Origin of the sequence: Rhizobacter sp., assembly GCF_031412075.1 — a bacterium.
GTDB lineage: Bacteria > Pseudomonadota > Gammaproteobacteria > Burkholderiales > Burkholderiaceae_C > Rhizobacter.
This window is the reverse complement of record NZ_JANOCG010000395.1, coordinates 1-21,825: the sequence shown is the minus strand read 5'-3', so window position 1 is coordinate 21,825 and position 21,825 is coordinate 1. Positions and strand designations below refer to the sequence as shown.

Genomic DNA, 21,825 nt, shown 5'->3' with positions numbered 1-21,825 from the left:
CGTGGCGGCCGCAGCGGCGTGTTCGGGTCGGCGTTGCGCTCGATCAGGTAGAACTCGAGCTCGGGCGCGACGACCGGGTTCCAGCCCTCGGCCGCATACAGATCGCAGATGCGCCGCAGGACCGAGCGCGGCGCGTAGGGGATCATGTTGCCGTCGCGGTCGAAGCAGTCGTGGATCACCTGCGCGGTCGGGTCGGTGGCCTACGGCACGATGCGCACGGTGCTCGGGTCGGGGCGCAGGTGCATGTCGCGGTCGGTCGCGTGGATCACGTCGTAGTACGGGCCTTCTTCAGGGAATTCACCGGTCACGCCGATGGCCACGATGGCCTCGGGCAGCCGCATGCCGCGGTCTTCGGTGAATTTTTCGCGCGGCAGGATTTTGCCGCGCGCCACGCCGGTGAGGTCGGGCACGAGGCACTCGATCTCGGTCACGCGCCTGTCGTTGAGCCACTGCTCCAGGTCGCTGAAGTTGAAGTTGTTCTTGTCCACCATGGGATCACCTATTTTTGAGTTTTGCTGAGGCACGCCGATGTTCGGCGCCGGGCCGCCCCAAGCCGGGCGGCGCCCCGTTTGGGGCAGGAGCGTAGCGGCCAGAGGCCTCTATCGGTCAGGGTCGTGGTGGGGTTCCCTGTGGCGGTCTCTGAAAGATTGGCACGCGGCGCCGAAGGCCTTGAACAGCTTCAGCGAAATCGGGTTGTGTGCGGCTTGCCACTCGGGGTGCCACTGCACGCACAGGTTGAACGAATGGGCCTCGGGCATCGAAAAGGCTTCGACCAGCCCATCCGGAGCACGCGCCTCGATGCGCAGGCCGGGCGCGAGTTTCTTCACACCCTGGCCGTGCACCGAGTTCACCTGGAACTCGCGCTGGTCGACGATGGAGGCGAGCAAGCCACCCGCCTCGACGTGCACTTCGTGCGCAAACGCGTATTGCGCTTCGGCCGTGCCGTCGGTGGCGCCGCGGTGGTCGCGCTGGCCCGGCACCTCTTGCACGGCCTGATAGAGGCTGCCGCCGAGGGCAACGTTGGCTTCCTGGAAGCCGCGGCAGATGGCGAAGAGCGGAATGCCGCGCTGCAGCGCCCGTGGGATCAGCGGCAGAGTCCAGGCGTCGCGATCGATGTCGAGCGGCAGGGTGGTGTCGTATACCTCTTCGCCGAAGTGGCTGGGGTGCACATTGGAAGGGGAGCCGGTGAGCAGCACACCATCGGCATGGTCGAGCAACTCGTCGACCTCGCTGGCGTGTACAAAAGGCACGATGAGCGACAGGCAGCCACCCAGGCGAACCGCGTCGATGTATTTTTTGCCGGCGACGTGAAAGGGGTGCGCCCCGATCATGCGGTTGCAGGCGGGAATCAGCACAACCGGCTTTTGATGCACCGGCTTTGGGGGAGAGGAGGCGTTCATTGGGCTTGCTGTACCGCGGTTTTTGGCCGCTCGCACACTGGGCTTTCTGTATACCGTTTTGTGAGCAATGAGTGTGCCCGGCTTGTGGCCGAAGTCAACCTCGACACAGCAAGTTGCATGGGCATCACAGCATGTCGCGCACTTGGTAGTAGGCCATTCCCAGCATAAGCGCGGGTGTACGCAGCAGCGGCCCCCCGGGAAAGTTGCGATGCCGAATGCGGGCGAAGGTGTCGAAACGCTCGGCGTTGCCCGCAATGGCTTCGGCCACCAGCTTGCCGGCCAGGCCGGTGAGCGCAAGGCCGTGGCCGGAGAAGCCTTGCAGGTAATACACGTTGGCGGCGAGACGCCCGAAGTCGGGCGCGCGGTTCATCGAGATGTCGACAAAACCGCCCCAGGCGAACTCGACCCGGGTGTCGGCCAACTGCGGAAAGGTGCACGCCATGCGCTTTTGCATGCTGGCCGAGAGGTTGCGGGGCGTGGCAGTGCTGTAGCTGACCCGCCCGCCGTAAAGCATGCGGTGGTCGGCCGTGGGGCGGAAGTAGTCCAGCACGAAGTTGGTGTCGCACACGGCCGAGCGCGTCGGGATCAGCGAATGCAACACCGCCGGTTCGATGGGCTCGGAGGCCACGATGTAGGTGCCGACCGGCATGATGCGGGGCGACAAGGTCGGCGCCAGGCCTTGCAGGTAGACATTGCCGGCCAGCAGCACATGCGAGGCGCGCACCTCGCCGTGGGCTGTTTTTACCTTGGCCGTGGGGCCGGGCGTCATCGAGGTGACGGCACTGTTCTCGAAGACGCGCACGCCCAGGCTGGCAACGGCACGCGCCAGGCCGAGGCTGTATTTCAGTGGATGCAGGTGGCCGGAGCGCGCGTCGTACAGGCCGCTGTGAAAGCGTGGGCTGGCGATCCATTTTGGCAGCTCTTGGGCGTTGATCCAGGTGCTGGTGTCGCCATAGTGGGCCTGCAGGTGCGAATGCAAGGCCCGCAACTCGCGCGACTTGCGGGCGCTGGTGGCCAGACTGAGGTAGCCGGGTTGCCAGTCGCAGTCGATGGAGAAACGTTCGCAGCGCTGCTGGATGAGATCCAGCGCCTCCAGTGTCATGGCCCAGACGCGCCTGGCGGCTTGCATGCCCAGTTGGTTTTCGATCACCGACTGGTCGCAGGCCAAGCCCGCCAGCGCCTGCCCGCCGTTGCGGCCCGAGGCACCCCAGCCGACCTGCTGGGCCTCCAGCAGCACCACGCTGTAGCCACGGTCGGCCAACTCGATGGCGGCCGACAACCCGGCCAGGCCCCCGCCGACCACGGCCACGTCGCAGTCCACACTGGACCGCAGGGTGCCAAAGCCTTGTGTGCGTGGCGCGGTGGCGTTGTAGTAGGAGTGGCGCGCCAGCTCGTCGTCGGTGCGCAAAAAACTCATGCCGCGCGCTTGATCGCGTCAGACACGGTGCCGACGATCTGGTCGATGTGCTTGTTCTCGATGATCAGCGGCGGCGACATCGCAATGGTGTCGCCGGTGGTGCGGATCAGCAGGCCCTTTTCCCAGCAGTCGAGAAACACCGAGAACGCACGCTTGCCCGGCTCGCCCGGGATGGGCGCGAGCTCGATGCCGCCCACCAGCCCCATGTTGCGGATGTCGATCACGTTGGGCATGTCTTTCAGCGAATGCACCGCGTTCTCGAAGGTCGCGGACATCTTGCTGGCGCGTGTGAGCAGGCCGTCGTCGGCGTAGGTGTCGAGCGTGCCGAGCGCTGCCGCACAAGCCAGCGGGTGGCCCGAGTAGGTGTAGCCGTGGAAGAACTCGATCACGTGCTCCGGGCCGTTCATGAAGGCGTCGTAGATCTTCTGGTGGGCGATCACCGCGCCCATGGGCACGCTGCCGTTGGTCAGGCCCTTGGCGACCGTCATCAGGTCGGGGGTGACCTTGAAGTGCGTCGCGGCAAAGGGCGAGCCGAGGCGGCCAAAACCGGTGATGACCTCGTCGAAGATCAACAAGATGCCGTGTTTGTCGCAGATGCTGCGCAGCCGCTCCAGGTAGCCCTTGGGCGGCAGCAGCACACCGGTGGAGCCGGCCACGGGCTCGACGATCACAGCGGCGATTGTCGAGGCGTCGTGCAGCGCGACCAGGCGCTCCAGGTCATCGGCCAGCACGGCACCGTGCTCGGGCTGGCCCTTGCTGAAAGCGTTGCGCGGGTCGTGGGTGTGTCGGATGTGGTCCACGCCCGAGAGCAGCGTGCCGAACATCTTGCGGTTGGCGACCATGCCGCCGACCGAGATGCCACCGAAATTGACGCCGTGATAACCCCGCTCGCGGCCGATAAGGCGGGTCCGCGAGCCTTCGCCGCGCGCACGGTGGTAGGCCAGGGCCATCTTCAAGGCGGTGTCGACCGCCTCGGAGCCGGAGTTGGCATAGAACACCTTGTCGAGCCCCGGCGGCGTGAGCTCGACCAAACGCGCGGCCAGCTCGAACTGTTTGGGGTGGCCCATGTTGAACGGCGGCGCAAAGTCCATCTCGCTGGCCTGCTGGCGAATCGCCTCGACGATCTTGGGCCGGGCATGGCCGGCGTTCACGCACCAGAGGCCGGCAATGCTGTCGAGCACCTGGCGGTTGTCGGGCGTCCAGAAGTGCATGCCCTCAGCGCGCGAGATCAGGCGAGGTGCATGTTTGAACTGGCGGTTGGCCGTGAAGGGCATCCAGTAGGCGTCAAGGTTCTGGGGCATGAGGTTCTCCTTCAGAGGGGGTGATTCATCAGGCAAATGAATGGCGGCAACTTTTGGGTGCAATGCCCATCAGGGCGTTGGGTGTGCCAGCCGCCCGCAAAGGTAGGTCCAGACGAAGCAGGCAGCGGCATAACTGGTCAACTCAGCGTGATCGTAAGGCGGCGCGACCTCTACACAATCCATGCCCACGAACGGCAGGTCGGCCAACTCTTCCATCAAGGTGAGCACCTGGTTGGTGCTCATGCCACCGGGTTCGGGCGTACCGGTGCCGGGGGCGAAGGCGGGGTCGAGGCAGTCGATGTCGAGGCTCAGATAGACAGGCGGGTTGCCGTGTTCGGCGAGGCGGGTGAGGATGGCGGTGATCACCGGAGCGAGCTGCGTGGCGTTTTCGAGCCCCCGCAAGGATCGCGCAGTAAAAACTTGGCCGCCCTGATCCTGCACATACTCGCGCGCATCGCGCAGGCCCGCTGAGCGGATGCCCAGCTGGGTGAAACACTCGTTGATGACCAGGCCTTCTTGCATCGCTTCATAGACCCAGGTGCCGTGGCCGCTGGGCTCGCCGAAATGGTCGGTCCAGGTGTCGCAATGGGCGTCGAAATGGATCACCGCCAGCGGTTGGCCCAGCCAGGCTTTGTAGGCGCGCAGCAAGGGCAGGGTGATGGAGTGATCCCCACCCAGCCACGCCATGTGATGCGCGCGGATCAGCGGCTCGACCTGCGGGCCCATCGCGGCACGCATGGCCTCCAAGCTGGTATTCGGCAGCGCCAGATCACCGGCATCGCCGAGCTGGCCTTCGGGGCTCAGGTTGAAGTGTGGGTGCGTGCCGTCGCACAGCATGTGGCTGGCCTCGCGGATGGCGCGGGGGCCGAAGCGCGCGCCGGGGCGGTTGGTGACACAACCGTCCCATGCAACGCCGGCCACGGCAAAGGGCGTGTTTGACGGCAACGGGGGCGCACGCAGAAAGGTGTTGCCCGAGAGGAAGGCAAATGAACTCATGGCGTGAGCTTGCCACGGGTGATGCGCTTTCACATGCAGGAACGCCGATTTCGCATTGCGATATCAGCCAATGCTGCGGCGCGGCATTTCTTTCCATCTGGGAAGAAATAATTTCACATCCAGAAATATGAAAACTAAGTATTTGATTCTTATGGGCATTATTTGTAGTCTTATATAAGACACAAGTCTTCCGCTTCCGGATGGTGAGCGCTATCCTTGAGCCCAGCTTTTTTCGTCTCTCTCTCTCTCGTCTCAGCAACATCCTTTTGGAGTTCGACATGACCCACCTGACCCGTGAACAACAGATCGCCGCCCTTGAAAAAGACTGGGCCGAAAACCCCCGTTGGAAGGGCGTGAAGCGCGGTTACTCCGCCGCCGACGTCGTGCGTCTGCGCGGCAGCCTGCAGCCCGAATACACCCTGGCCAAGCGCGGCGCTGAAACCCTGTGGGCCAAGGTCAATGGCGGCTCCAAGAAGGGGTACGTCAACGCCTTCGGTGCGATCACCGCCGGCCAGGCCATGCAACAAGCCAAGGCTGGCCTGGAAGCCGTGTACCTGTCGGGCTGGCAAGTCGCCGCTGACGGCAACACCTCCGAAACCATGTACCCCGACCAGTCGCTGTATGCCTACGACTCGGTGCCGACCATGGTTCGCCGCATCAACAACACCTTCAAGCGTGCTGACGAGATTCAATGGTCGCGTGGCGTGGGCCCGGATCACAAGGAATTCGTCGACTACTTCCTGCCGATCGTGGCCGACGCTGAAGCCGGTTTCGGCGGCGTGCTCAACGCCTTCGAGCTGATGAAGAACATGATTGCCGCAGGCGCTGCCGGCGTGCACTTCGAAGACCAGCTGGCTGCCGTGAAGAAGTGCGGCCACATGGGCGGCAAGGTGCTGGTTCCCACGCACGAAGCCTGCGAGAAGCTGATCGCTGCTCGTTTCGCCGCTGACGTGATGGGCGTTTCGACCATCGTTCTGGCCCGTACCGACGCTGAAGCCGCCAACCTGATCACCAGCGACCACGACGCCAACGACAAGCCTTTCCTGACCGGCGAGCGCACGCAAGAAGGCTTCTACCGCGTGAAGAACGGCCTGGAGCAATCCATCAGCCGTGGTGTTGCCTACGCTCCCTACGCCGACCTGGTGTGGTGCGAAACCGGCACGCCCGACATCGGCTTTGCCCGTGAGTTCGCGCAAGCCGTGCACGCCAAGGTGCCGGGCAAGCTGCTGTCGTACAACTGCTCGCCGTCGTTCAACTGGAAGAAGAACCTCGACGACCGCTCGATCGCCAAGTTCCAGGAAGAGCTGTCGGCACTGGGCTACAAGTACCAGTTCATCACGCTGGCTGGCATCCACATCAACTGGTACAACACCTTCGAATTTGCCCACGCTTACGCCCGCGGCGAAGGCATGAAGCACTACACCGAAATGGTTCAAGAGAAGGAATTTGCCGCTCGCGAAAAGGGCTACACCTTCGTGTCGCACCAGCAAGAAGTGGGCGCCGGTTACTTCGACGACGTGACCACCGTGATCCAGGGCGGTTCGTCCTCGGTCAAGGCGCTGACTGGCTCGACCGAAGAAGAGCAGTTCCACTGATCTTGACTGCGGCCCGTTAAGGGTCGTGGGATCAAAAGCCCGATGGCTAAAGCTGTCGGGCTTTTTTCTTGTGTGGTTCTGTGCGGGAGCGGCGGGGCGGGGTGCCACGCTCCGTTCATGTCCCCCGTCGTTGGCCTGCGGCCATCGCCTCCTCCTTTCCTTCACTGCGCACGGCGCCCCGCCCCGCCGCTCTGCCACCGCCGTGCCAGCTCGTGGCACGGCACGGCGGCTCTTCGCTCAGGGCAGTGGCCAGGGGCGCAGTGAAGTAAAGGAGGAGGGTCGGGCGCAGCCCGGCCCGGGGGACATGAACGGAGCCCCTGGCCGCTGCCCTGGGCGCTGCACAGCCGAAGCAGGCCCTACATCGAGCGAGCAATGATCTCGCGATACTCCGCTTCAGTCGCCACACGCGGGTTGGTCTTGTGGCAATGGTCCTTCATCGCGCCGTCGATGATGCGATCGAACATGTCTTCGCTCACGCCCATGGCACGCAGGCCGGAGGGCAGGCCGAGCCGCTTGTTCAGTTCGCGGAGCGCCTCGGCCAGCTCGGTGCCTTTGGAATCGCATGAGCCAATGCCGACTGCGTGCGCCATGCGCTGCAGCCGCTGCTCGCGCCGGATCGACTCGGCGCCGGCATTGAACGTGACCACCTCGGGCAAGAACATCGCGTTGAGCGTCCCGTGGTGCAGCTTGGGGTTGGCGCCGCCGAGGCTGTGGCTGAGCGAGTGCACCGCGCCAAGCCCCTTCTGGAACGCCATCGCACCCTGCATGCTGGCCGACATCATGTTCCAGCGTGCTTCGCGGTCGGCGCCGTTTTCAGTCGCGCGCACGATGTGCTTCCAGCCACGCTCCAGGCCGTCGAGGCCGATGCCGTCGGCCGGTGGGTTGACGGCCGGCGCCATGAAGGTTTCCATGCAGTGGGCGATGGCGTCCATGCCGGTGGCGGCCGTCAGCCAGGCTGGCAGACCCAGCGTCAACTCGGGGTCGCAAATGGCGGTGCGTGGCACCAGCGACCAGCTGTGAAAGCCGAGCTTGCGGCCGTCGTCGACGATCACGATGGCACCACGCGCCACCTCGCTGCCGGTGCCAGCGGTGGTGGGCACAGCAATCAGCGGCGCCACCGCGTCGGTGATCTTCGCGCTGCCACCTTCGATGGTGGCGTAGGTTTTCATCGGGCCGGGGTGGGTGGCGGCGATCGCCACGCCTTTGGCCAGGTCGATGCTGGAGCCACCACCCACCGCAATGAGGCCGTCGCAGCCATTGGCCTTGTAAACCTCGACGGCGGCGCGTACGGCGGCTTCTGTCGGGTTGAACGGCGTCTGGTCGAACACCGCATGCGGCAATGTGCCGAGTGCGGCGAGCGCCTTATCGAGGACGCCAGCCGCGCGCACGCCCGCGTCGGTGACAACCAGCGGCTTGCGCATGCCGATGCGTTCGCACTCTTGCGGCAGCATCGCGACGGTGCCGTAGTCGAGCTGGATCTGCGTGATGTAGTTGATGAAAGCCATGGTGAAAGAGCTCTGAGAGAGGGTGGCTGAGTATGCTCTGGCACACTGCGCCGCTGCATCGGTACATCCCATTGCCCCCTCGTGAATGACCCCCTCCTGACCCCCGCGATGCGCAGCGTGTTGACGCGCATTCAGCGTGCCGGTTTCCCGCCCCTGCACCACATGCCTGCGCGCGACGCGCGGCGTTCGTACACCTTGCGCTCCGAGGTGCTCGACCTGCCGCGTGCGCCCTTGGCCCGCGTGCAGGAGCTGCAGGTGCCAGCGGGTGACGGCGAGCTGCTGCCCGCGCGCCTGTATGCGCCGAGCCACGAGCCCCTGCCGGTGCTGCTGTACTTGCACGGTGGCGGCTTCACCATTGGCAACCTGGAGACACACGACAGCCTGTGTCGTCAGCTCGCGCTGCGCAGCGGTGCGGCGGTGGTGGCCTTGAACTATCGACTGGCGCCGGAGCATCGCTTCCCCATCGCCGTGAACGACGCCTGGGCCGCGATGACGTGGCTCAGCCAGCAGGGCCAGGCGCTGGGCCTGGACAGCTCCCGCCTGGCCGTCGGCGGAGACAGCGCCGGCGGCACGCTCGCCGCTGTAACCGCGCTGCATGCACGCGACATCGGCTTGCGCCTGGCGCTGCAGTTGCTCATCACCCCCGGCACCTCGGCGTACCAAGACACGCCCTCGCACAAACGTTTTGCCAGCGGCTACTTGCTCGACGCCGATGGCATCGGCTGGTTCTTCGACCACTACATCGACCATCAGGACCGCAGCGACTGGCGCTTTGCGCCGTTGCATGCCGACGATGCCGAAGGCGTGGCGCCGGCTTGCGTGATCCTCGCCGAATGCGACCCGCTGGTCGACGAAGGTGTGGCCTACGCCGACAAGCTGCGTGCCGCGCACGTGCCGGTCGACCTGGAGTTGTACCGCGGCGTCACGCACGATTTCATCAAAATGGGGCGCTCCCTGCCCGAAGCCATCGCAGCCATGGACGCTGCCGCCAACGCACTCAAGAAAGCATCCCAGACATGAAGAGAAACGAGTTCAGGTTCGTCGAGCGCCTGCGTGTGCGCTGGGCCGAGGTCGACATGCAGAAGATCGTCTTCAACGGCCACTACCTGATGTACTTCGACACCGCGGTGGGTGGCTATTGGCGTGCCCTCGCCATGCCCTACACCGAGACCATGGTGTACCTCGGTGGTGACCTCTACGTGCGAAAGGCCACGGTCGAATACCTGGGCTCGGCGCGTTATGACGACGTGCTCGAAATCGGCGTGCGCTGTGCGCGCATCGGCACCTCGTCGCTGGTGTTCAACTGCGCCGTGATGCGCAACGACCAGCCGCTGATCACCGGCGAGCTGGTCTATGTGTTTGCCGACCCGGCCACACAAACCTCGAAGCCGGTGCCGCAAGAGCTGCGCGACCTGCTGCAAGGCTTCGAGGCCGGCAAGCCGATGGTCGAGGTGCGTGTGGGCAATTGGGATGAGCTGGGGCGCGATGCAGGGCGCATCCGCACGGCGGTGTTCATCGAAGAGCAGGGCATCCCGATGCAGATGGAGTGGGACGAAGCCGACCCTGACCCGGGCTGCATCCACGCCGTGGCCTACAACCGCTTCGGCCAACCGCTCGCCACCGGGCGTTTGCTGGAGCACGTGCCCGGGGTGGCCAAGATCGGCCGCATGGCGGTGGCGCAGACCATGCGCAGCAGCGGGGTCGGGCGCTCGGTGCTAGACGCCTTGATGAAAACTGCGCGCGAACGCGGCTACTGCGAGGCGGTGCTGCACGCGCAAGCTTCGGCGGCTGCGTTTTACACCCGGGCGGGCTTCGTTCCTCGCGGCGTGATGTTTGAGGAAGTCGGTATCCCGCACATCGAGATGGTGCGGTCGCTTTGAGCCCATCGGCTCAAGCTGTCGTGGTGGCCGTCCGCTTGCGGCGCGAACCTTCGGGCTTGAGCAGGCTGCGCACGCGGGTCTTGCGCACCGGGGTGGTTTCGACCGCGGTCTCTTCGCTTTCGGTCACCGCGGCCTGGGCCACACCTTCAGATGGAATGTCTTCGGAGTAACGCGGCGGCCAGTCTTTCAGCGTCGAGCGCCGCAGCAGGGCCATGCCGCCCGCCGGGCTGAAGGTGCGCTCCAGCACATGGGTGACCAGTCGCTTGTTGACGCGCTCGGTCACCACCAGCGTGGTGCCGCGGGTGCCGTAGTTGGCGTCAGCCGTGCGGATGAAGGCCGATGACAAGGCGCGTTCCAGGTCTTGCGCCAGGCCGGTGGATGGCAGCTGCTCGTCGGGCGCGGGTGTGCGGTCGGCGAGGGCGGCGAACAAGCGGGTGGTGAGCACGTCGAGCGAGTCACTGGTGTCGATGGCGTCGCGCACCTGGTCTTTCAGTGAAACGACCTTGGGCCAAGGCGTGTCGAGCGAAGCATTGGACAGGCCGAACAGACCGCGCTCCAGGCGCACCGGGTTGGCGTCGAGGTTGGAGGCGAAAAAACATTCGCCGCGGTGAAAGTCGGCCGCCACCAGGTTGAAGCCGTTGTGGCCCGACAGTGCGGCGTGCATCCAGAAGCGGTCGGATGTCAGGTCCCCAGCCAGCCAGCGCGGCACCAGCACACCACGCGAAGGGGCCGACGGGTCTTTGGGCCCGGGGTCGCGCACATTGGTGACGAGTGCGAGGCGGCCTTGTGTGGTCAAGCCCAGCCAGGTGCCGCCGGCTTCGAGGTCACGCCCACCCAGGATGTCGGGCAGGCCGGGGCCGGGCGACCACCAGCTCAGGCGTGCGGCGGGGCGTTTGAAAAACTCGTCGCGGTTGGTGGCCACCACGAGAGGAAACCGGCGCGACTGATCGAGTGCGAGGGCTACGAGGCACATGCGTCGAAGCCCTCGATGTGACGGGGGCCGTTGATCAACGAAGCCAGCTTGGCATGGGCGGCGACTTCGATCTCGCCTTGCAACGAGTCGGTGATGCCGTGAGGGCTCCAGGGCGCGGCGTAGGTTTCCATCCAGGTGTGCAGTCCATCTGCCGCTTCGGGGCGGCGCAGCAGCCGTGTCTGCAAGCCCGGGTGCCGGGCCCGCAGGTCAGCCTGCAGGGCCAGCGCCGCGTCGTGCAAGACGGCCGCGTTTTCAATCGTCGTTCGATAGTAGATGAACAATTCGCGCACGATGAGCCTGCAAACGACGGCGGTGTGAACTGTTGCCGCGGATGGCCGGCCGCTTTGTTTCAGGCGGCCTCGACGGGCACCGCGTAAGGCAACTCGGCCTGCATGAGCTGCGGGCCTTGGGGGGCGCCCAGGTGCAGGCTGCCGTGGCCCAGCGCCGAGAGTTTCAGCTCCACCAGCGAGCTGCGGCCTGCAGAATTAGCCACCAACCCAGCCGGCTGGCTGGGGTCTGCACTGTGAAAAACTTCCTGCCCGGCAGTGGCGGGCGTGTCGCTGTTGAATAGAAACGTGCGCCGCTTGATGGTGCCGCGGTACTGGCTGCGCGCCACGATCTCCTGGCCGGGGTAGCAGCCTTTCTTGAAGTCGACGCCGCCGAGCAATTCGTAGTTGAGCATTTGCGGCACGAACTGGTCCACCGTGGCGGCTTCGATGCTCACCACACCGCTCTCCACCTCGCCCTGGCGCCAGATGGCGGGGTCAAGCGGGGGCAGGGCGGGCGGGGCGACGTCGGCCGGCGCGGCCCACAGGTAGCGCAGGGTACCGGCCGCATCGGGCAGGCGAACGATCTCGGCGCCATCGCGAGAGGTCTTGCCCCACACCTCAGCCGGCGCGGCCTCACCCAACCAGCTCGATGCGGACTGGCCCGCAAGGCCCAGCAACTGCCATTGCGCACTGGCATCGCTGAGCTTGCACTTGGCACGCAGCACGAACATCGACAAGCGTTTCATGGTGGGCGCGAGCAGGTCGGCGCTGCAGGCCATCAGCACCTCGTCGTCGGCGCGCTTCCAGCCGATGAAGCTCGCCAACAAGCGTCCCTTGGCGGAGCAGTAACCGGCGAGGCGCGCATGGGCGCCGTCGAGCAGCTCGAAGTCGTTGGTCAACTGGCCGTGCAAGAAGCTCGCGGCCTCTGCACCGTGGGCTCGGATCAGCCCCCAGTGGGGAAGGGGCGCGGCACCGTCGAGCGAGTGGGGGGTCGTCATGCGCCGATTATCATCAGACCCCATGAGCCAACTGATATCAGGGTTGATGCGCCGCGCCGCACGCCCACGCTGCTTGTGAAGTTTTTGCGCAGGCTCTTTCTGTCGATCGTGCTGCTGGCCATGTTGGCCGCGGGAGGCGCAGTGGCCGCGGTCGTGTGGTGGCTGGAGCAGCCGCTGGGACTGACGGGTAGCACCGTCGAAGTGTCGATCGAGCCCAAGACTTCACCGCGTGAAGTGGCCAATGCCTGGGTGCAAGCCGGTGTGCGGGCCGAGCCGTTCCTGTTGTACGAGTGGTTTCGCTGGTCGGGCCAGGCGCGCAAGATTCGAGCGGGCAGCTATGCGGTCGGACCGGGTGTCACACCACGAACCCTGCTCGACAAGATGGTGCGCGGTGAGGAGGTGATGGCCACCGTGCGGCTGATCGAAGGCTGGACCTTCCGGCAGTTTCGCGCCGAGCTCGCCAAAGCGCCCGACCTGAAGCAGACCACCGCCGCCTTGAGCGAGGCCGATCTGATGGCAGCGATCGGCGCACCCGGCGTGGCCGCCGAGGGCCGCTTCTACCCCGACACCTACGCCTTCAGCAAAGGCGCGAGCGACCTGGTGGTGCTCAAGCGGGCCTACCGCACCATGCAGCGCCAGCTCGACGCGGCCTGGGCCGAGCGTGCGGCCAACACACCGCTTCGCAGCGCCAACGACGCGCTCATCCTCGCCTCGATCGTTGAAAAGGAAACCGGCGCCGCCAAAGACCGTGGCCTGGTGGCCGGCGTGTTCGTCAACCGCCTGCGAATCGGCATGCCGCTGCAAACCGACCCGACGGTGATCTACGGCCTGGGCGAACGTTTCGACGGCAACCTGCGCAAACGCGACCTGCTGGCCGACACGCCCTACAACACCTACACCCGCGGTGGCCTGCCGCCTACGCCGATTGCCATGCCGGGCCGCGCTTCGCTGCTCGCAGCCGTGAAACCCGATGCGACCAAGGCGCTGTACTTCGTGGCGCGTGGCGACGGCAGCAGCCAGTTCAGCGAGTCGTTGACCGAGCACAATCGCGCAGTGAACCAGTATCAAAGATGAACGGCCGTTTCATCAGCTTCGAAGGCATCGACGGCGCCGGCAAGTCGACCCACATCGACGCCCTGGCCGAGCGCCTGCGCCACATGGGGCAGCACGTGATTTGCAGCCGCGAGCCGGGCGGCACGCCCCTGGCTGAAACCTTGCGCGGGCAGATCCTGCAAACAGCCATGGACCCGCTGACCGAAGCGCTGCTGGTGTTCGCCGCGCGCCGCGACCACATTCAACAGGTGATCGCGCCGGCGCTTGCGCAAGGCCACACGGTGTTGTGCGACCGTTTCACCGACGCCACCTTCGCCTACCAGGGCGCGGGCCGTGGCTTCGATGTCGACGTGCTGGCCACGCTCGAAACCTGGGTGCAACAAGGCCTGCAGCCGGCGCTGACCTTCTGGTTCGACCTGCCCGCCGAGATGGCGGCAGAGCGCCGTGCGGCGGCGCGCTCCCCCGATCGCTTCGAGCAGCTTGACGTTCACTTCTTCAACCGTGTGCGACAAGGCTACGCGAGCCGCATGGAACAAGCGCCACAACGTTTTGCGCGCCTCGACGCCGCGCAATCGCGCGAGCAGGTCTGGTCGCAGCTGCTTGCGCAGATGGAGCAGCGCGGGTGGTAGGCCAGGACGGCCAGCTGCCGCTGCCCTGGCTCGGTACGCCGCTGCAAGAAGCCTTGCGCACACAGCGTGGCCACGCGCTGCTGATCCACGGGCCGCAAGGCATCGGTCAGTTCGAGCTGGCCTTGACTCTGGCCCAGGCCTGGCTGTGCGAAACGAATCCCGCACAACAACCCTGTGGCAGCTGTGCCAGCTGCCGCCTGGTGCAGGCGCATTCGCACCCCGACCTGTTGGTGCTGCTGCCCGAGGCCTTGCGCGAATCGCTGGGCTGGGGCACGGGCGAGGAGTCGGACGACGGTGACGGCGGCAAGTCGTCCAAGACCAAGCCCAGCAAGGAGATCAAGGTCGAGGCGGTGCGCAAGGCGGTGTCTTTTGCGCAAAGCACCTCGGCGCGCGGGCGACGCAAGGTGGTGCTCATCCACCCCGCCGAGCGCATGAACGCGATTGCCGCCAACACCTTGCTCAAGACGCTGGAAGAACCGCCCGGCGATGCACGCTTCGTGCTGAGCTGCGGTGCGCCCGATGCCTTGTTGCCCACCATCCGCAGCCGCTGCCAGGCCGTGCCGCTGGCGCTGCCGGCGGCCGACGTGGCCAGTGCCTGGCTGGCGCAGCAACAAGTGGCACAACCCGAGGTGCTACTCGCCGCTGCCGGAGGGCAGCCACTGGAGGCGCTGGCATGGGTGCGAGAGGGCGTCGACGCCGTCACCTGGAGCCGTTTGCCCAAGCAGCTGGCGGCCGGCGAGGTGGGCACGCTGGCCAGCTGGCCGCTGCCGCGCCTGGTCGATGCGCTGCACAAGCTTTGCCACGACGCGATGTGCCTGGCCTGCGGTGCATCGCCGCGCTACTTTCCGCTCGCCTCGATGCCCGGCGGGGCCACGATGCCAGCCCTGGTGGCCTGGTCGCGCGAGTTGCGCCAGACCGCCCGCCATGCCGAGCATCCGTGGAATCTGCCCGTGATGGTGGAATCCTTGGTACTTCAGGCCCAACAGGCGCTGCACACGGCAGCTCCAGCGAAGCCTCGTTCGGTACACTCCGGCCGATGAGCGAAGCGCCCGTTCCACCCGTAAGAACCGCTGGCAACGTGGTGCCGGGCTCCGCCGCCGCGGCACGACCCAGCGTGATCCAGCTGGTTTTCCGCGAAAAGGGTGCGCTCTACGCGGCCTACATCCCCTTGTTCACCGACGGCGGCCTGTTCGTGCCGACCACGCGCGAGTACAAGCTGGGCGAAGACATCTACCTGCTTCTCTCCTTGCCAGATGACCCGCAGCGGTATCCGGTGGCCGGCAAGGTCGCCTGGATCACGCCCGTCAACGCCTCCGGCGGCCGCACGCAAGGTGTGGGGGTCAAGTTCCCGTCCGACGAGAAGACGCGCCTGCTGAAGGTGAAGATCGAGGAAATCCTCGGCACCTCCATCCAATCGGCCAAGCCGACCCAAACCATTTGAGGGATGACGGCCCCCACGTCGCTTCGATCCTGCCCCCCAGGGGGGCGCAGCCCGGCTTCGGGCGGCCGGGCGCCGGGCTGGGCCCATCAGATTGAGCGATGTTTGTCGATTCCCACTGCCACCTGAGTTTTCCGGAGCTCGCCGAGAAGCTCGCCGACATCCGCGCCGCCATGGCCGCGGCGCAGGTGGATCGCGCCTTGTGCATCTGCACCACGCTCGAAGAGTTCGACCAGGTGCATGCGCTTGCCACCCGCTACGACAACTTCTGGGCCACCGCCGGTGTGCACCCCGACAACGAAGGTGTGCGCGAGCCCAGCGTGGCCGATCTCGTGGCGCTGGCCAAGCTGCCCCGCGTGGTGGGCATTGGCGAAACCGGGCTCGACTACTACCGGCTCAACGGCCGCAGCGTGGCCGACATGGCCTGGCAGCGCGATCGTTTCCGCGTGCACATTGAGGCCTCGCGTGAGACCGGCTTGCCGATGGTGATCCACACCCGCAGCGCCTCCGAAGACACGCTCGCCATGCTGAAGGAAGCGGGCGCGTCGAACGGCGTGTTCCACTGCTTCACCGAAACCATGGACGTGGCCCGTGCCGCGCTCGACCTCGGGTTCTACATCTCGTTCTCCGGCATCCTGACTTTCAAGAGCGCCGCCGACCTGCGCGAGGTGGCGCGCTTCGTGCCGCTCGACCGTTGCCTGATCGAGACCGACAGCCCCTATCTCGCGCCCGTGCCCTACCGCGGCAAGACCAACAACCCGTCGTATGTGCCCTTCGTGGCCAAGCAGGTGGCGGAGTTGAAGGGCTGTGAGGTCGAACTGGTCGCGGAGCACACCACGCGCAATTTCGAGCGCTTGTTTCCGGTGAACAAGGCGCCTGCCGAAGCGTGATTTATGACCTCATGTGATACATGAGGTTCATCTTCTATCGCCTTGTCATCCAATAACTTTTTAGCAACATCATTCGCGCCTTGAGGTTGCCCGACCTGACACGCTTGTCAGGGAAATTCCGACCCTCGCTTTGGTGCCCCCCTGACTACTTCGCCCAGACGCTCGGGCCTACATTGTTTGCACCCCCACAGTTCTTTGGAGCTGACCATGCAGACCGCCGAGATCCTTGCGAACCCGTTCTCCTTGATGATGAACCCGACCGAGGTCTTCGAAGCGCTGGAGAAATCCACCCGTCTCGACCGTCTGCAGCGCCGCGTGTGCCGCCCGCTCGACAAGCCGCTGATTGCGCGCAAGGAAGCCGACATGAACGACTACGACCGCGCGATCGACGCCGAGTCCGAGTCCGACGACGCCTGATTCGCTTTTCCGGTCGGCCCGCGAGAGGGCCGACCCTGACCGATCTTGAGCCGACGCCCCGCTCGGGCGCCCCTCGTCGGTCGTCACCAGGCCATGCGCAACCCCGCTTGGACCACACGCTGTTCGCTGATGTCGTCCTTTAAATCGATGTAGTTGGCCCCAGATTGAAGGCCCTCACGGGTGCCTCGACCCCGATCGTGTCGCCGTGTGCCGTCTGGCAGCTAGTGACTTGTTGGTGTCGTCATCGTTGGCACGCGACTTGTTCCATTCGTAGGACACCGCCACGTTCAGCGGGCCGCCGAGCGTGCCTGTCGACCGCCGCCATCCATGCTGGGTAAACGCGTACGTGCTGCCGCTGATTCAGCCTGCGTAGTTCGACGGTAGCCTGTTTCGCACCCGCTACCGACACTGAACTCACCCGACCCGCGCGGTGGGTGTCGCGCGGCATTCGCTGTGTTCGAGGCCCGACCGTGCATTTCACACGGGCAGTCGTTGGGTCGCTTGGTATTACTACCGAGTTTCGCCTTCGTGGGCTTCACGAGAGCTGCTCGATCACCGATAAGGCGAAGGCTGGAGATCGTTCCAGCCCCAGGAGATTGTTATGAACAGCAAGCGTTTTGTCTTTGCCGCCATGTTTGCTTTGGGTCTGATGGTGTCTGGCGCCCAAGCCCAGACCTCGGGTTCGAAGGACGAAGCCAGGGCGATGGTTGACGCGGCAGTGGAGCACGTCAAGAAGGTCGGGCCCGAGAAGGCTTTCAAGGATTTCACTTCCGACACCTCGTGGAAGAAGAAAGACCTCTACGTGATGGCGTACGACAACAGGGGCACGGTGGTTGGCCATGGTGCCAACGAGAAGCTCGTCGGCAAGAACCTCATCGCGATGAAGGATCCCAACGGGGTGATGGTCGTTGCCGAGCTGACCAAGATGGCAACCCTCAACGGCCATGGTTGGGTGGACTATTCCTGGCCCCACCCCATCAGCAAGAAGCTGGAAGACAAGTCGACCTACGTGCGCAAGCTGAGCAACTTCGACGGGTGGGTGGGCGTCGGAATCTACCGCTGACCCGCTGAGCCACAGGCCTTGCAGCAGGAAATGTCGTGAAACAAACGATGCCCTTGAAGACGAAAGTCGTCCTGCTGGCCGTGATCCCGCTGATTGCATCCATCCTTCTGATCGCCTGGACTGTTCGCAACCAGGAGCGGGAGCTGGCGCAGCGCCAGCGCGCGCTGGTCGAGAAGGCCTACATGCAAACCAAGGAAAGCGAGCTGCGCCACTACGTGGAGCTCGCGCTCAGCACCATCAACCACTTGTACGAATCGGGCCGTAACGACGAGGAGACGAAACGCGAGGCGATGCGGCTGCTGGCGGCCATGGACTACGGCCCCGACGGCTACTTCTTCCTGTACGACATGAAGGGGATCAGTCTGATGCATGCGCGCCAGCAGGAGCTCATCGGCAAGAACCTCTGGGAGATGCGCGATCCGAGTGGCTTGCTGGTCATCCAGGCGCTCATCGCCGAGGCCAAGAAGGGCGGTGGTTTCGTCAGGTACATGTGGCAGAAACCGTCGACGAAGATGGTGGCTCCGAAGCTGGGGTACGTGGTCGGCCTGGAGCGTTGGCAGTGGATGTTTGGAACCGGGCTGTACCTGGACGACATCGAGGGAACACTCGCACAGCTCGACCGGCAGGTCTCGCGGTCCATCGCCGAGACACTGCTCCTGATTGCCGGGATCGCCTTGCTCGGCATCGGCATCATCGGTGTGTGCGGAACGATTCTGAACGTGAGCGAATACAAGATCGCCTACGGCAAGCTGGTGCTATTGACGCACCAGGTCGTTCAATCGCAGGAAGACGAGCGCGCGCATCTGTCGCGCGAGCTGCACGACGGAACAAGCCAGACGCTGGTGTCGATCAAGCTGCTGGTCGAGTCGGGCATCGATCAACTTGAAACCGATGGCAGGGCCTCGCCCCGGCCTCTGGAGAAGGCCGTCGGGAGGCTCAACGACGCACTGAGCGAGATTCGACAAATCTCGCACCGCCTGCGCCCCCCGATGCTCGACACGCTGGGCGTCGAATCAGCACTCAGGCACCTGGTCGAAGAGTTCAACCACCAAGGCGGCATGCATTGTTCGATGGTCATCGAGGGCGAGCCGTTTGAGTTACCGGGAGACGCGAAAACGGTCTTGTTTCGCGTCGCGCAGGAGGCCATGACCAATGCCAGCAAGCACGCCTATGCGACACATCTCGAGGTGTTGCTGGCGTTTGCCGACGGTGGCGTGCGGCTGTCGGTGCGTGATGATGGAGCGGGATTCGACACCCGGGCGGTGCAGCAGCACCCGAGCCAAGGGATCGGCCTGCGCAACATGCGAGAGCGCCTTCAGTCGGTGGGCGGGCAATGCGACATTTCATCCAGACCCGGCTTCACGGTCGTCGAAGCGCGCATGCCGCTCGCATCGCTGGACAGAATCAGAACAACGGCGGAGATCGACTGAATGAGCCACGCACCGATTCGCCTTTGTATCGTCGACGACCATCCTTTGGTCAGGGAAGGGCTGAGGGCCCGCCTGTCGATGGTGGCCGAGTTCGAGGTCATCGCAGAGGCCGCCGACGCAGAAAGCGCCCTGTTGATGCTGGCGGCTGACAAGCCTGACATCGTCTTGATGGACATCGGCATGAAGGCGGTCAATGGCATCGAGCTGACACGCATCCTGGGGCAGAGACACCCCGATGTAGCCGTGCTGATTCTCAGCATGTACGACAACCCGGAGTATGTTGCCCAGGCCATGCAGGCCGGCGCGCGCGGCTATGTCTTGAAGGACTCTCCGTCGTCGCAGATCGTGAGTGCGATCCAGTCCGTGGCGGCCGGAGGCACCTTCCTGAGCCCTTCGATCGCAGATGGGTTGTTTTTGCCCAAGAGCCCCGAACGGACCTTGTCCATGCGAGAGCAGGAAATCCTTTCTTTCCTGGCACGTGGCCTGGCGAGCAAGCACATCGCAAGACAACTCAACATCAGCGTGCGCACCGTCGAGTCGCACCGCCAGAGCATCAAGCGCAAGCTCAACATCGACGGTCAAGCCGAGTTGATCAAGTTTGCGGTCGAGCGCTTTCGGCTTTGAAGCCTTTTGTAAACGTTTCACGAATCGCGTATTTGTCCACGCTGCGAGGTGACCACTGCGTGGTTCTACGCAGCGGTGCTGCGTGATCTTGCGATGGTGAAGAAAACTCTTGTTACTGATACTGGTTCCCAGGGCCCGACACCCCATTCAACGGGACCCGAGAGGCGCTCAAGCGACCCAGGTGGAGAAACGTGAAGGAAGGTTCCCGAACAAGGGCCGGGTTCCTGCTCAAGTACCTACCGAAACGGAGACAGACATGCTGACTTTCATCAGAGTTATGACCGCGACCGCCTTGTGCGCCGCGAGCGCATTGGCGACCTCCCAGACCGTCCGCGTCGGCTTCATCGGGCCGCTGACCGGTGGTTCCAGCGACTTCGGCAACAGTGCGCGCCTCGGGGCCGAACTGGCGGTGGCCGAGATCAACGAGGTCGGCGGCTATATGGGCCGCAAGTTCGAACTGGTCGTTCGCGACGACAAGGGAGACCCCGAGACGGGGCTGAAAGCATCCAAAGAACTGGTGCAGCAGGAGAAGGTCGACTTCACCATCGGCTTTTGCAACACCGGCGTGGCGATGAAGTCGCTCGAGGTGTTCCAGGGCGCCAAGCACGTGTTGATGGTCCCGTGCTCGCAGGGCACGGCGGTCACCAAAACGTTTCCGAGCCGGCAAAGCTACATCTTTCGCGTGGCGCCGCCGGACTTGGCAAACTCTAAATTCCTGATCAGCGAAGTGGTCGATCGCCGCAAATGGACCCGAGTCGCCATCTTTGCCGATAGCACCGGCTACGGCGAAGGCGGCCTGAAAGACCTGACGGCCGAGCTGGCCAAGCGCAAGCTGGAGCCGGTCTACGTGGCGCGGTTCACCCTGGGCGTGAAGAGCCTGGTCGATGAGATGCGCGCCGCCAAGGCGGCACGCGCCGACGCCATCATTTCCTACACCGTGGGGCCGGAGCAGGCGGTGGCTGCCAAGAGCAGGCTGGAGGCTGGGCTCAACATTCCCTACTTCGCCCCGTGGCCGCTGTCATTCCGCAGCGTGCTCGAGAACGCCGGGCCCAATGCGCTCGAGGGCACGATGATGGTCCAGACCATCATCCACAACACGCTGAACGAGCGCCGGGCTTCGTTCATTGCCCGTTATGCCAAACGCGCCGACGAGCCACGCATCGGCTCGCTGATGGCCGCGGCCCAGAGCTACGACGCCGTCAACATCATGCTGAGGGCCCTGTTCGTGACCAAGGGCGACACCAACGGCACGCGGCTCAAGGCGGCGCTCGAAATCCCGGGCCGGCCCTACCAGGGCGTGGTGACGACCTATCACAACCCCTTCAGCCCCGACGACCACGAAGCCTTCACCGACAACATGCTGTTCCTGGGCGTGTGGAAGAAGGGCCAGATCGAGTACTTCTACCCTGAAGATGCCAAGCGGGCCGGGTACATCCGGCGCAAGAAAGACGCGTGAGCGTCAGGCGCAAAGACGCTTGAGCGTCAGGCGGGGTACTTGTAGACCCCGCCGCACACCACGGTGTCGTCGAGGCTTTCGCAGTACATGGTCTTGGGCTCGATCTTGCCCGTCTGCGGGTGGGTGTACTTGTAGTCCTGCCAGAACTTGCCTTTGGCGCTGGCCAACTGGAAGCGCTCCTGGATGAAGGCCTTGCCGTCGATGTCGCGAAGGTCACCCAGGTTCTTGCCGACCATGTTGGCGTTGGCGCCATGGGCGCGCACCACGCCGTCGAGGCCCCATACCGTGATGTAGAGGTCTCCGACCGAAAACCCGCCCTTGCGTGACGTGATGGCGGCGTAGGCCTTCTCGCGGCCATCTTTCCTGATCTTGGCGACGGCCTTCTTGACCATGGCCTGCGCCTCGGCCGCTGTGGCTCTGCGCTCACCGGCGCTGGCTGCCCCACAAACACCAAGAGCAAGAGACGCGATCGCGAAGGTGAGGGCACGGGC

General features: G+C 64.8%; 22 protein-coding genes and 1 pseudogene. 13 read left to right on the top strand and 10 right to left on the bottom strand.

Annotated elements, in window-relative coordinates:
• The 5 genes and pseudogenes from RMO40_RS14940 to speB form a co-directional block, all read right to left on the bottom strand.
• Positions 1–491: pseudogene (locus RMO40_RS14940) on the bottom strand (glutamine synthetase); the annotation flags it as partial.
• A 108-nt stretch (positions 492–599) separates the two neighbouring features.
• Positions 600–1,400, bottom strand: a complete 801-nt coding sequence (locus tag RMO40_RS14935; protein ID WP_309722857.1) for a gamma-glutamyl-gamma-aminobutyrate hydrolase family protein — start codon at positions 1,398–1,400, stop codon at positions 600–602.
• A gap of 124 nt (positions 1,401–1,524) precedes the next feature.
• Positions 1,525–2,817 (bottom strand): FAD-dependent oxidoreductase, encoded by a 1,293-nt coding sequence (locus RMO40_RS14930; RefSeq protein ID WP_309722854.1) that lies wholly within the window; start codon positions 2,815–2,817, stop codon positions 1,525–1,527.
• The gene (aptA, locus tag RMO40_RS14925) at positions 2,814–4,118 is read right to left on the bottom strand and encodes an omega-aminotransferase AptA (protein WP_309722853.1); all 1,305 of its coding nucleotides are present in this window, start codon (positions 4,116–4,118) and stop codon (positions 2,814–2,816) included. The genes RMO40_RS14930 and aptA overlap by 4 nt, the downstream gene beginning before the upstream one ends.
• A 69-nt stretch (positions 4,119–4,187) precedes the next feature.
• Complete coding sequence (gene speB, locus RMO40_RS14920; protein WP_309722850.1) at positions 4,188–5,114, bottom strand: agmatinase; 927 nt, start codon at positions 5,112–5,114, stop codon at positions 4,188–4,190.
• Positions 5,115–5,392: 278 nt separating this feature from the next.
• On the opposite strand from speB, the gene aceA reads away from it, so the two are divergent.
• Positions 5,393–6,709: an isocitrate lyase gene (aceA, locus tag RMO40_RS14915; protein WP_309722847.1), complete on the top strand. Its 1,317-nt coding sequence runs from the start codon at positions 5,393–5,395 to the stop codon at positions 6,707–6,709.
• A 356-nt stretch (positions 6,710–7,065) separates the two neighbouring features.
• Here the strand turns inward: aceA and RMO40_RS14910 are convergent, their stop codons facing one another.
• Positions 7,066–8,214: an iron-containing alcohol dehydrogenase gene (locus RMO40_RS14910; protein ID WP_309722843.1), complete on the bottom strand. Its 1,149-nt coding sequence runs from the start codon at positions 8,212–8,214 to the stop codon at positions 7,066–7,068.
• Positions 8,215–8,322: 108 nt separating this feature from the next.
• On the opposite strand from RMO40_RS14910, the gene RMO40_RS14905 reads away from it, so the two are divergent.
• Together RMO40_RS14905 and RMO40_RS14900 are read left to right on the top strand one after the other, a co-directional pair.
• Complete coding sequence (locus tag RMO40_RS14905) at positions 8,323–9,234, top strand: alpha/beta hydrolase fold domain-containing protein (RefSeq protein ID WP_309722860.1); 912 nt, start codon at positions 8,323–8,325, stop codon at positions 9,232–9,234.
• Positions 9,231–10,094, top strand: coding sequence for a YbgC/FadM family acyl-CoA thioesterase (locus RMO40_RS14900; protein WP_309722840.1), 864 nt, complete (start codon positions 9,231–9,233; stop codon positions 10,092–10,094). The genes RMO40_RS14905 and RMO40_RS14900 overlap by 4 nt, the downstream gene beginning before the upstream one ends.
• A gap of 10 nt (positions 10,095–10,104) precedes the next feature.
• Here RMO40_RS14900 and RMO40_RS14895 read toward each other — a convergent pair whose 3' ends face one another.
• Genes RMO40_RS14895 through ygfZ form a run of 3 tightly spaced genes read right to left on the bottom strand, consistent with a single transcriptional unit; the run spans position 10,105 to position 12,334 of the window.
• On the bottom strand, positions 10,105–11,067 hold the full coding sequence (locus RMO40_RS14895) for an NRDE family protein (protein ID WP_309722837.1): 963 nt from the start codon (positions 11,065–11,067) through the stop codon (positions 10,105–10,107).
• Complete coding sequence (locus RMO40_RS14890) at positions 11,055–11,357, bottom strand: DUF4936 family protein (protein ID WP_309722835.1); 303 nt, start codon at positions 11,355–11,357, stop codon at positions 11,055–11,057. Before RMO40_RS14890 ends, RMO40_RS14895 begins: the two co-directional genes overlap by 13 nt.
• Before the next feature lie 59 nt (positions 11,358–11,416).
• Positions 11,417–12,334, bottom strand: coding sequence for a CAF17-like 4Fe-4S cluster assembly/insertion protein YgfZ (ygfZ, locus tag RMO40_RS14885; RefSeq protein WP_309722832.1), 918 nt, complete (start codon positions 12,332–12,334; stop codon positions 11,417–11,419).
• 84 nt (positions 12,335–12,418) lie between these two features.
• Here ygfZ and mltG point away from each other — a divergent pair, with 84 nt between their 5' ends.
• The 10 genes from mltG to RMO40_RS14835 all read left to right on the top strand — a co-directional run bounded on the left by mltG (position 12,419) and on the right by RMO40_RS14835 (position 21,334).
• Positions 12,419–13,408, top strand: a complete 990-nt coding sequence (mltG, locus tag RMO40_RS14880) for an endolytic transglycosylase MltG (RefSeq protein WP_309722826.1) — start codon at positions 12,419–12,421, stop codon at positions 13,406–13,408.
• Positions 13,405–14,016 carry a dTMP kinase gene (gene tmk, locus RMO40_RS14875; protein WP_309722823.1) on the top strand — a complete coding sequence of 204 codons (612 nt, stop codon included), beginning with the start codon at positions 13,405–13,407 and terminating at the stop codon, positions 14,014–14,016. The genes mltG and tmk overlap by 4 nt, the downstream gene beginning before the upstream one ends.
• Positions 14,010–15,056, top strand: coding sequence for a DNA polymerase III subunit delta' (gene holB / locus RMO40_RS14870; protein WP_309722820.1), 1,047 nt, complete (start codon positions 14,010–14,012; stop codon positions 15,054–15,056). The genes tmk and holB overlap by 7 nt, the downstream gene beginning before the upstream one ends.
• Complete coding sequence (locus tag RMO40_RS14865; protein ID WP_309722817.1) at positions 15,053–15,457, top strand: PilZ domain-containing protein; 405 nt, start codon at positions 15,053–15,055, stop codon at positions 15,455–15,457. Before holB ends, RMO40_RS14865 begins: the two co-directional genes overlap by 4 nt.
• A 98-nt stretch (positions 15,458–15,555) precedes the next feature.
• A complete protein-coding gene (locus RMO40_RS14860) occupies positions 15,556–16,344 on the top strand; it encodes a YchF/TatD family DNA exonuclease (RefSeq protein ID WP_309722814.1) in 789 nt (262 codons plus the stop codon).
• A gap of 207 nt (positions 16,345–16,551) precedes the next feature.
• Positions 16,552–16,761, top strand: a complete 210-nt coding sequence (locus RMO40_RS14855; protein ID WP_309722813.1) for a hypothetical protein — start codon at positions 16,552–16,554, stop codon at positions 16,759–16,761.
• Between the two features lie 601 nt (positions 16,762–17,362).
• A complete protein-coding gene (locus tag RMO40_RS14850; protein WP_309722812.1) occupies positions 17,363–17,824 on the top strand; it encodes a cache domain-containing protein in 462 nt (153 codons plus the stop codon).
• Positions 17,825–17,859: 35 nt separating this feature from the next.
• Positions 17,860–19,254, top strand: coding sequence for a cache domain-containing protein (locus RMO40_RS14845; RefSeq protein ID WP_309722809.1), 1,395 nt, complete (start codon positions 17,860–17,862; stop codon positions 19,252–19,254).
• Entirely contained in the window at positions 19,255–19,878 is a 624-nt protein-coding gene (locus RMO40_RS14840; RefSeq protein ID WP_309722806.1) for a response regulator, read from the top strand. It abuts the gene before it with no gap.
• A 256-nt stretch (positions 19,879–20,134) separates the two neighbouring features.
• On the top strand, positions 20,135–21,334 hold the full coding sequence (locus RMO40_RS14835; protein ID WP_309722803.1) for an ABC transporter substrate-binding protein: 1,200 nt from the start codon (positions 20,135–20,137) through the stop codon (positions 21,332–21,334).
• A gap of 26 nt (positions 21,335–21,360) precedes the next feature.
• On the opposite strand, the gene RMO40_RS14830 is transcribed toward RMO40_RS14835, so the two are convergent.
• The coding region (locus RMO40_RS14830) for a cache domain-containing protein (protein WP_309722800.1) at positions 21,361–21,825 on the bottom strand (465 nt) is incomplete at its 5' end.

Excerpts from the sequence above, each read along its gene's own strand:
- RMO40_RS14935 (WP_309722857.1), bottom strand. The coding sequence starts at position 1,400 with ATGAACGCCTCCTCTCCCCCAAAGCCGGTGCATCAAAAGCCGGTTGTG.
- RMO40_RS14930 (WP_309722854.1), bottom strand. The coding sequence starts at position 2,817 with ATGAGTTTTTTGCGCACCGACGACGAGCTGGCGCGCCACTCCTACTAC.
- aptA (WP_309722853.1), bottom strand. The coding sequence starts at position 4,118 with ATGCCCCAGAACCTTGACGCCTACTGGATGCCCTTCACGGCCAACCGC.
- speB (WP_309722850.1), bottom strand. The coding sequence starts at position 5,114 with ATGAGTTCATTTGCCTTCCTCTCGGGCAACACCTTTCTGCGTGCGCCC.
- aceA (WP_309722847.1), top strand. The coding sequence starts at position 5,393 with ATGACCCACCTGACCCGTGAACAACAGATCGCCGCCCTTGAAAAAGAC.
- RMO40_RS14910 (WP_309722843.1), bottom strand. The coding sequence starts at position 8,214 with ATGGCTTTCATCAACTACATCACGCAGATCCAGCTCGACTACGGCACC.
- RMO40_RS14905 (WP_309722860.1), top strand. The coding sequence starts at position 8,323 with ATGCGCAGCGTGTTGACGCGCATTCAGCGTGCCGGTTTCCCGCCCCTG.
- RMO40_RS14900 (WP_309722840.1), top strand. The coding sequence starts at position 9,231 with ATGAAGAGAAACGAGTTCAGGTTCGTCGAGCGCCTGCGTGTGCGCTGG.
- RMO40_RS14895 (WP_309722837.1), bottom strand. The coding sequence starts at position 11,067 with ATGTGCCTCGTAGCCCTCGCACTCGATCAGTCGCGCCGGTTTCCTCTC.
- ygfZ (WP_309722832.1), bottom strand. The coding sequence starts at position 12,334 with ATGACGACCCCCCACTCGCTCGACGGTGCCGCGCCCCTTCCCCACTGG.
- tmk (WP_309722823.1), top strand. The coding sequence starts at position 13,405 with ATGAACGGCCGTTTCATCAGCTTCGAAGGCATCGACGGCGCCGGCAAG.
- RMO40_RS14865 (WP_309722817.1), top strand. The coding sequence starts at position 15,053 with ATGAGCGAAGCGCCCGTTCCACCCGTAAGAACCGCTGGCAACGTGGTG.
- RMO40_RS14860 (WP_309722814.1), top strand. The coding sequence starts at position 15,556 with ATGTTTGTCGATTCCCACTGCCACCTGAGTTTTCCGGAGCTCGCCGAG.
- RMO40_RS14855 (WP_309722813.1), top strand. The coding sequence starts at position 16,552 with ATGCAGACCGCCGAGATCCTTGCGAACCCGTTCTCCTTGATGATGAAC.
- RMO40_RS14850 (WP_309722812.1), top strand. The coding sequence starts at position 17,363 with ATGAACAGCAAGCGTTTTGTCTTTGCCGCCATGTTTGCTTTGGGTCTG.
- RMO40_RS14840 (WP_309722806.1), top strand. The coding sequence starts at position 19,255 with ATGAGCCACGCACCGATTCGCCTTTGTATCGTCGACGACCATCCTTTG.
- RMO40_RS14835 (WP_309722803.1), top strand. The coding sequence starts at position 20,135 with ATGCTGACTTTCATCAGAGTTATGACCGCGACCGCCTTGTGCGCCGCG.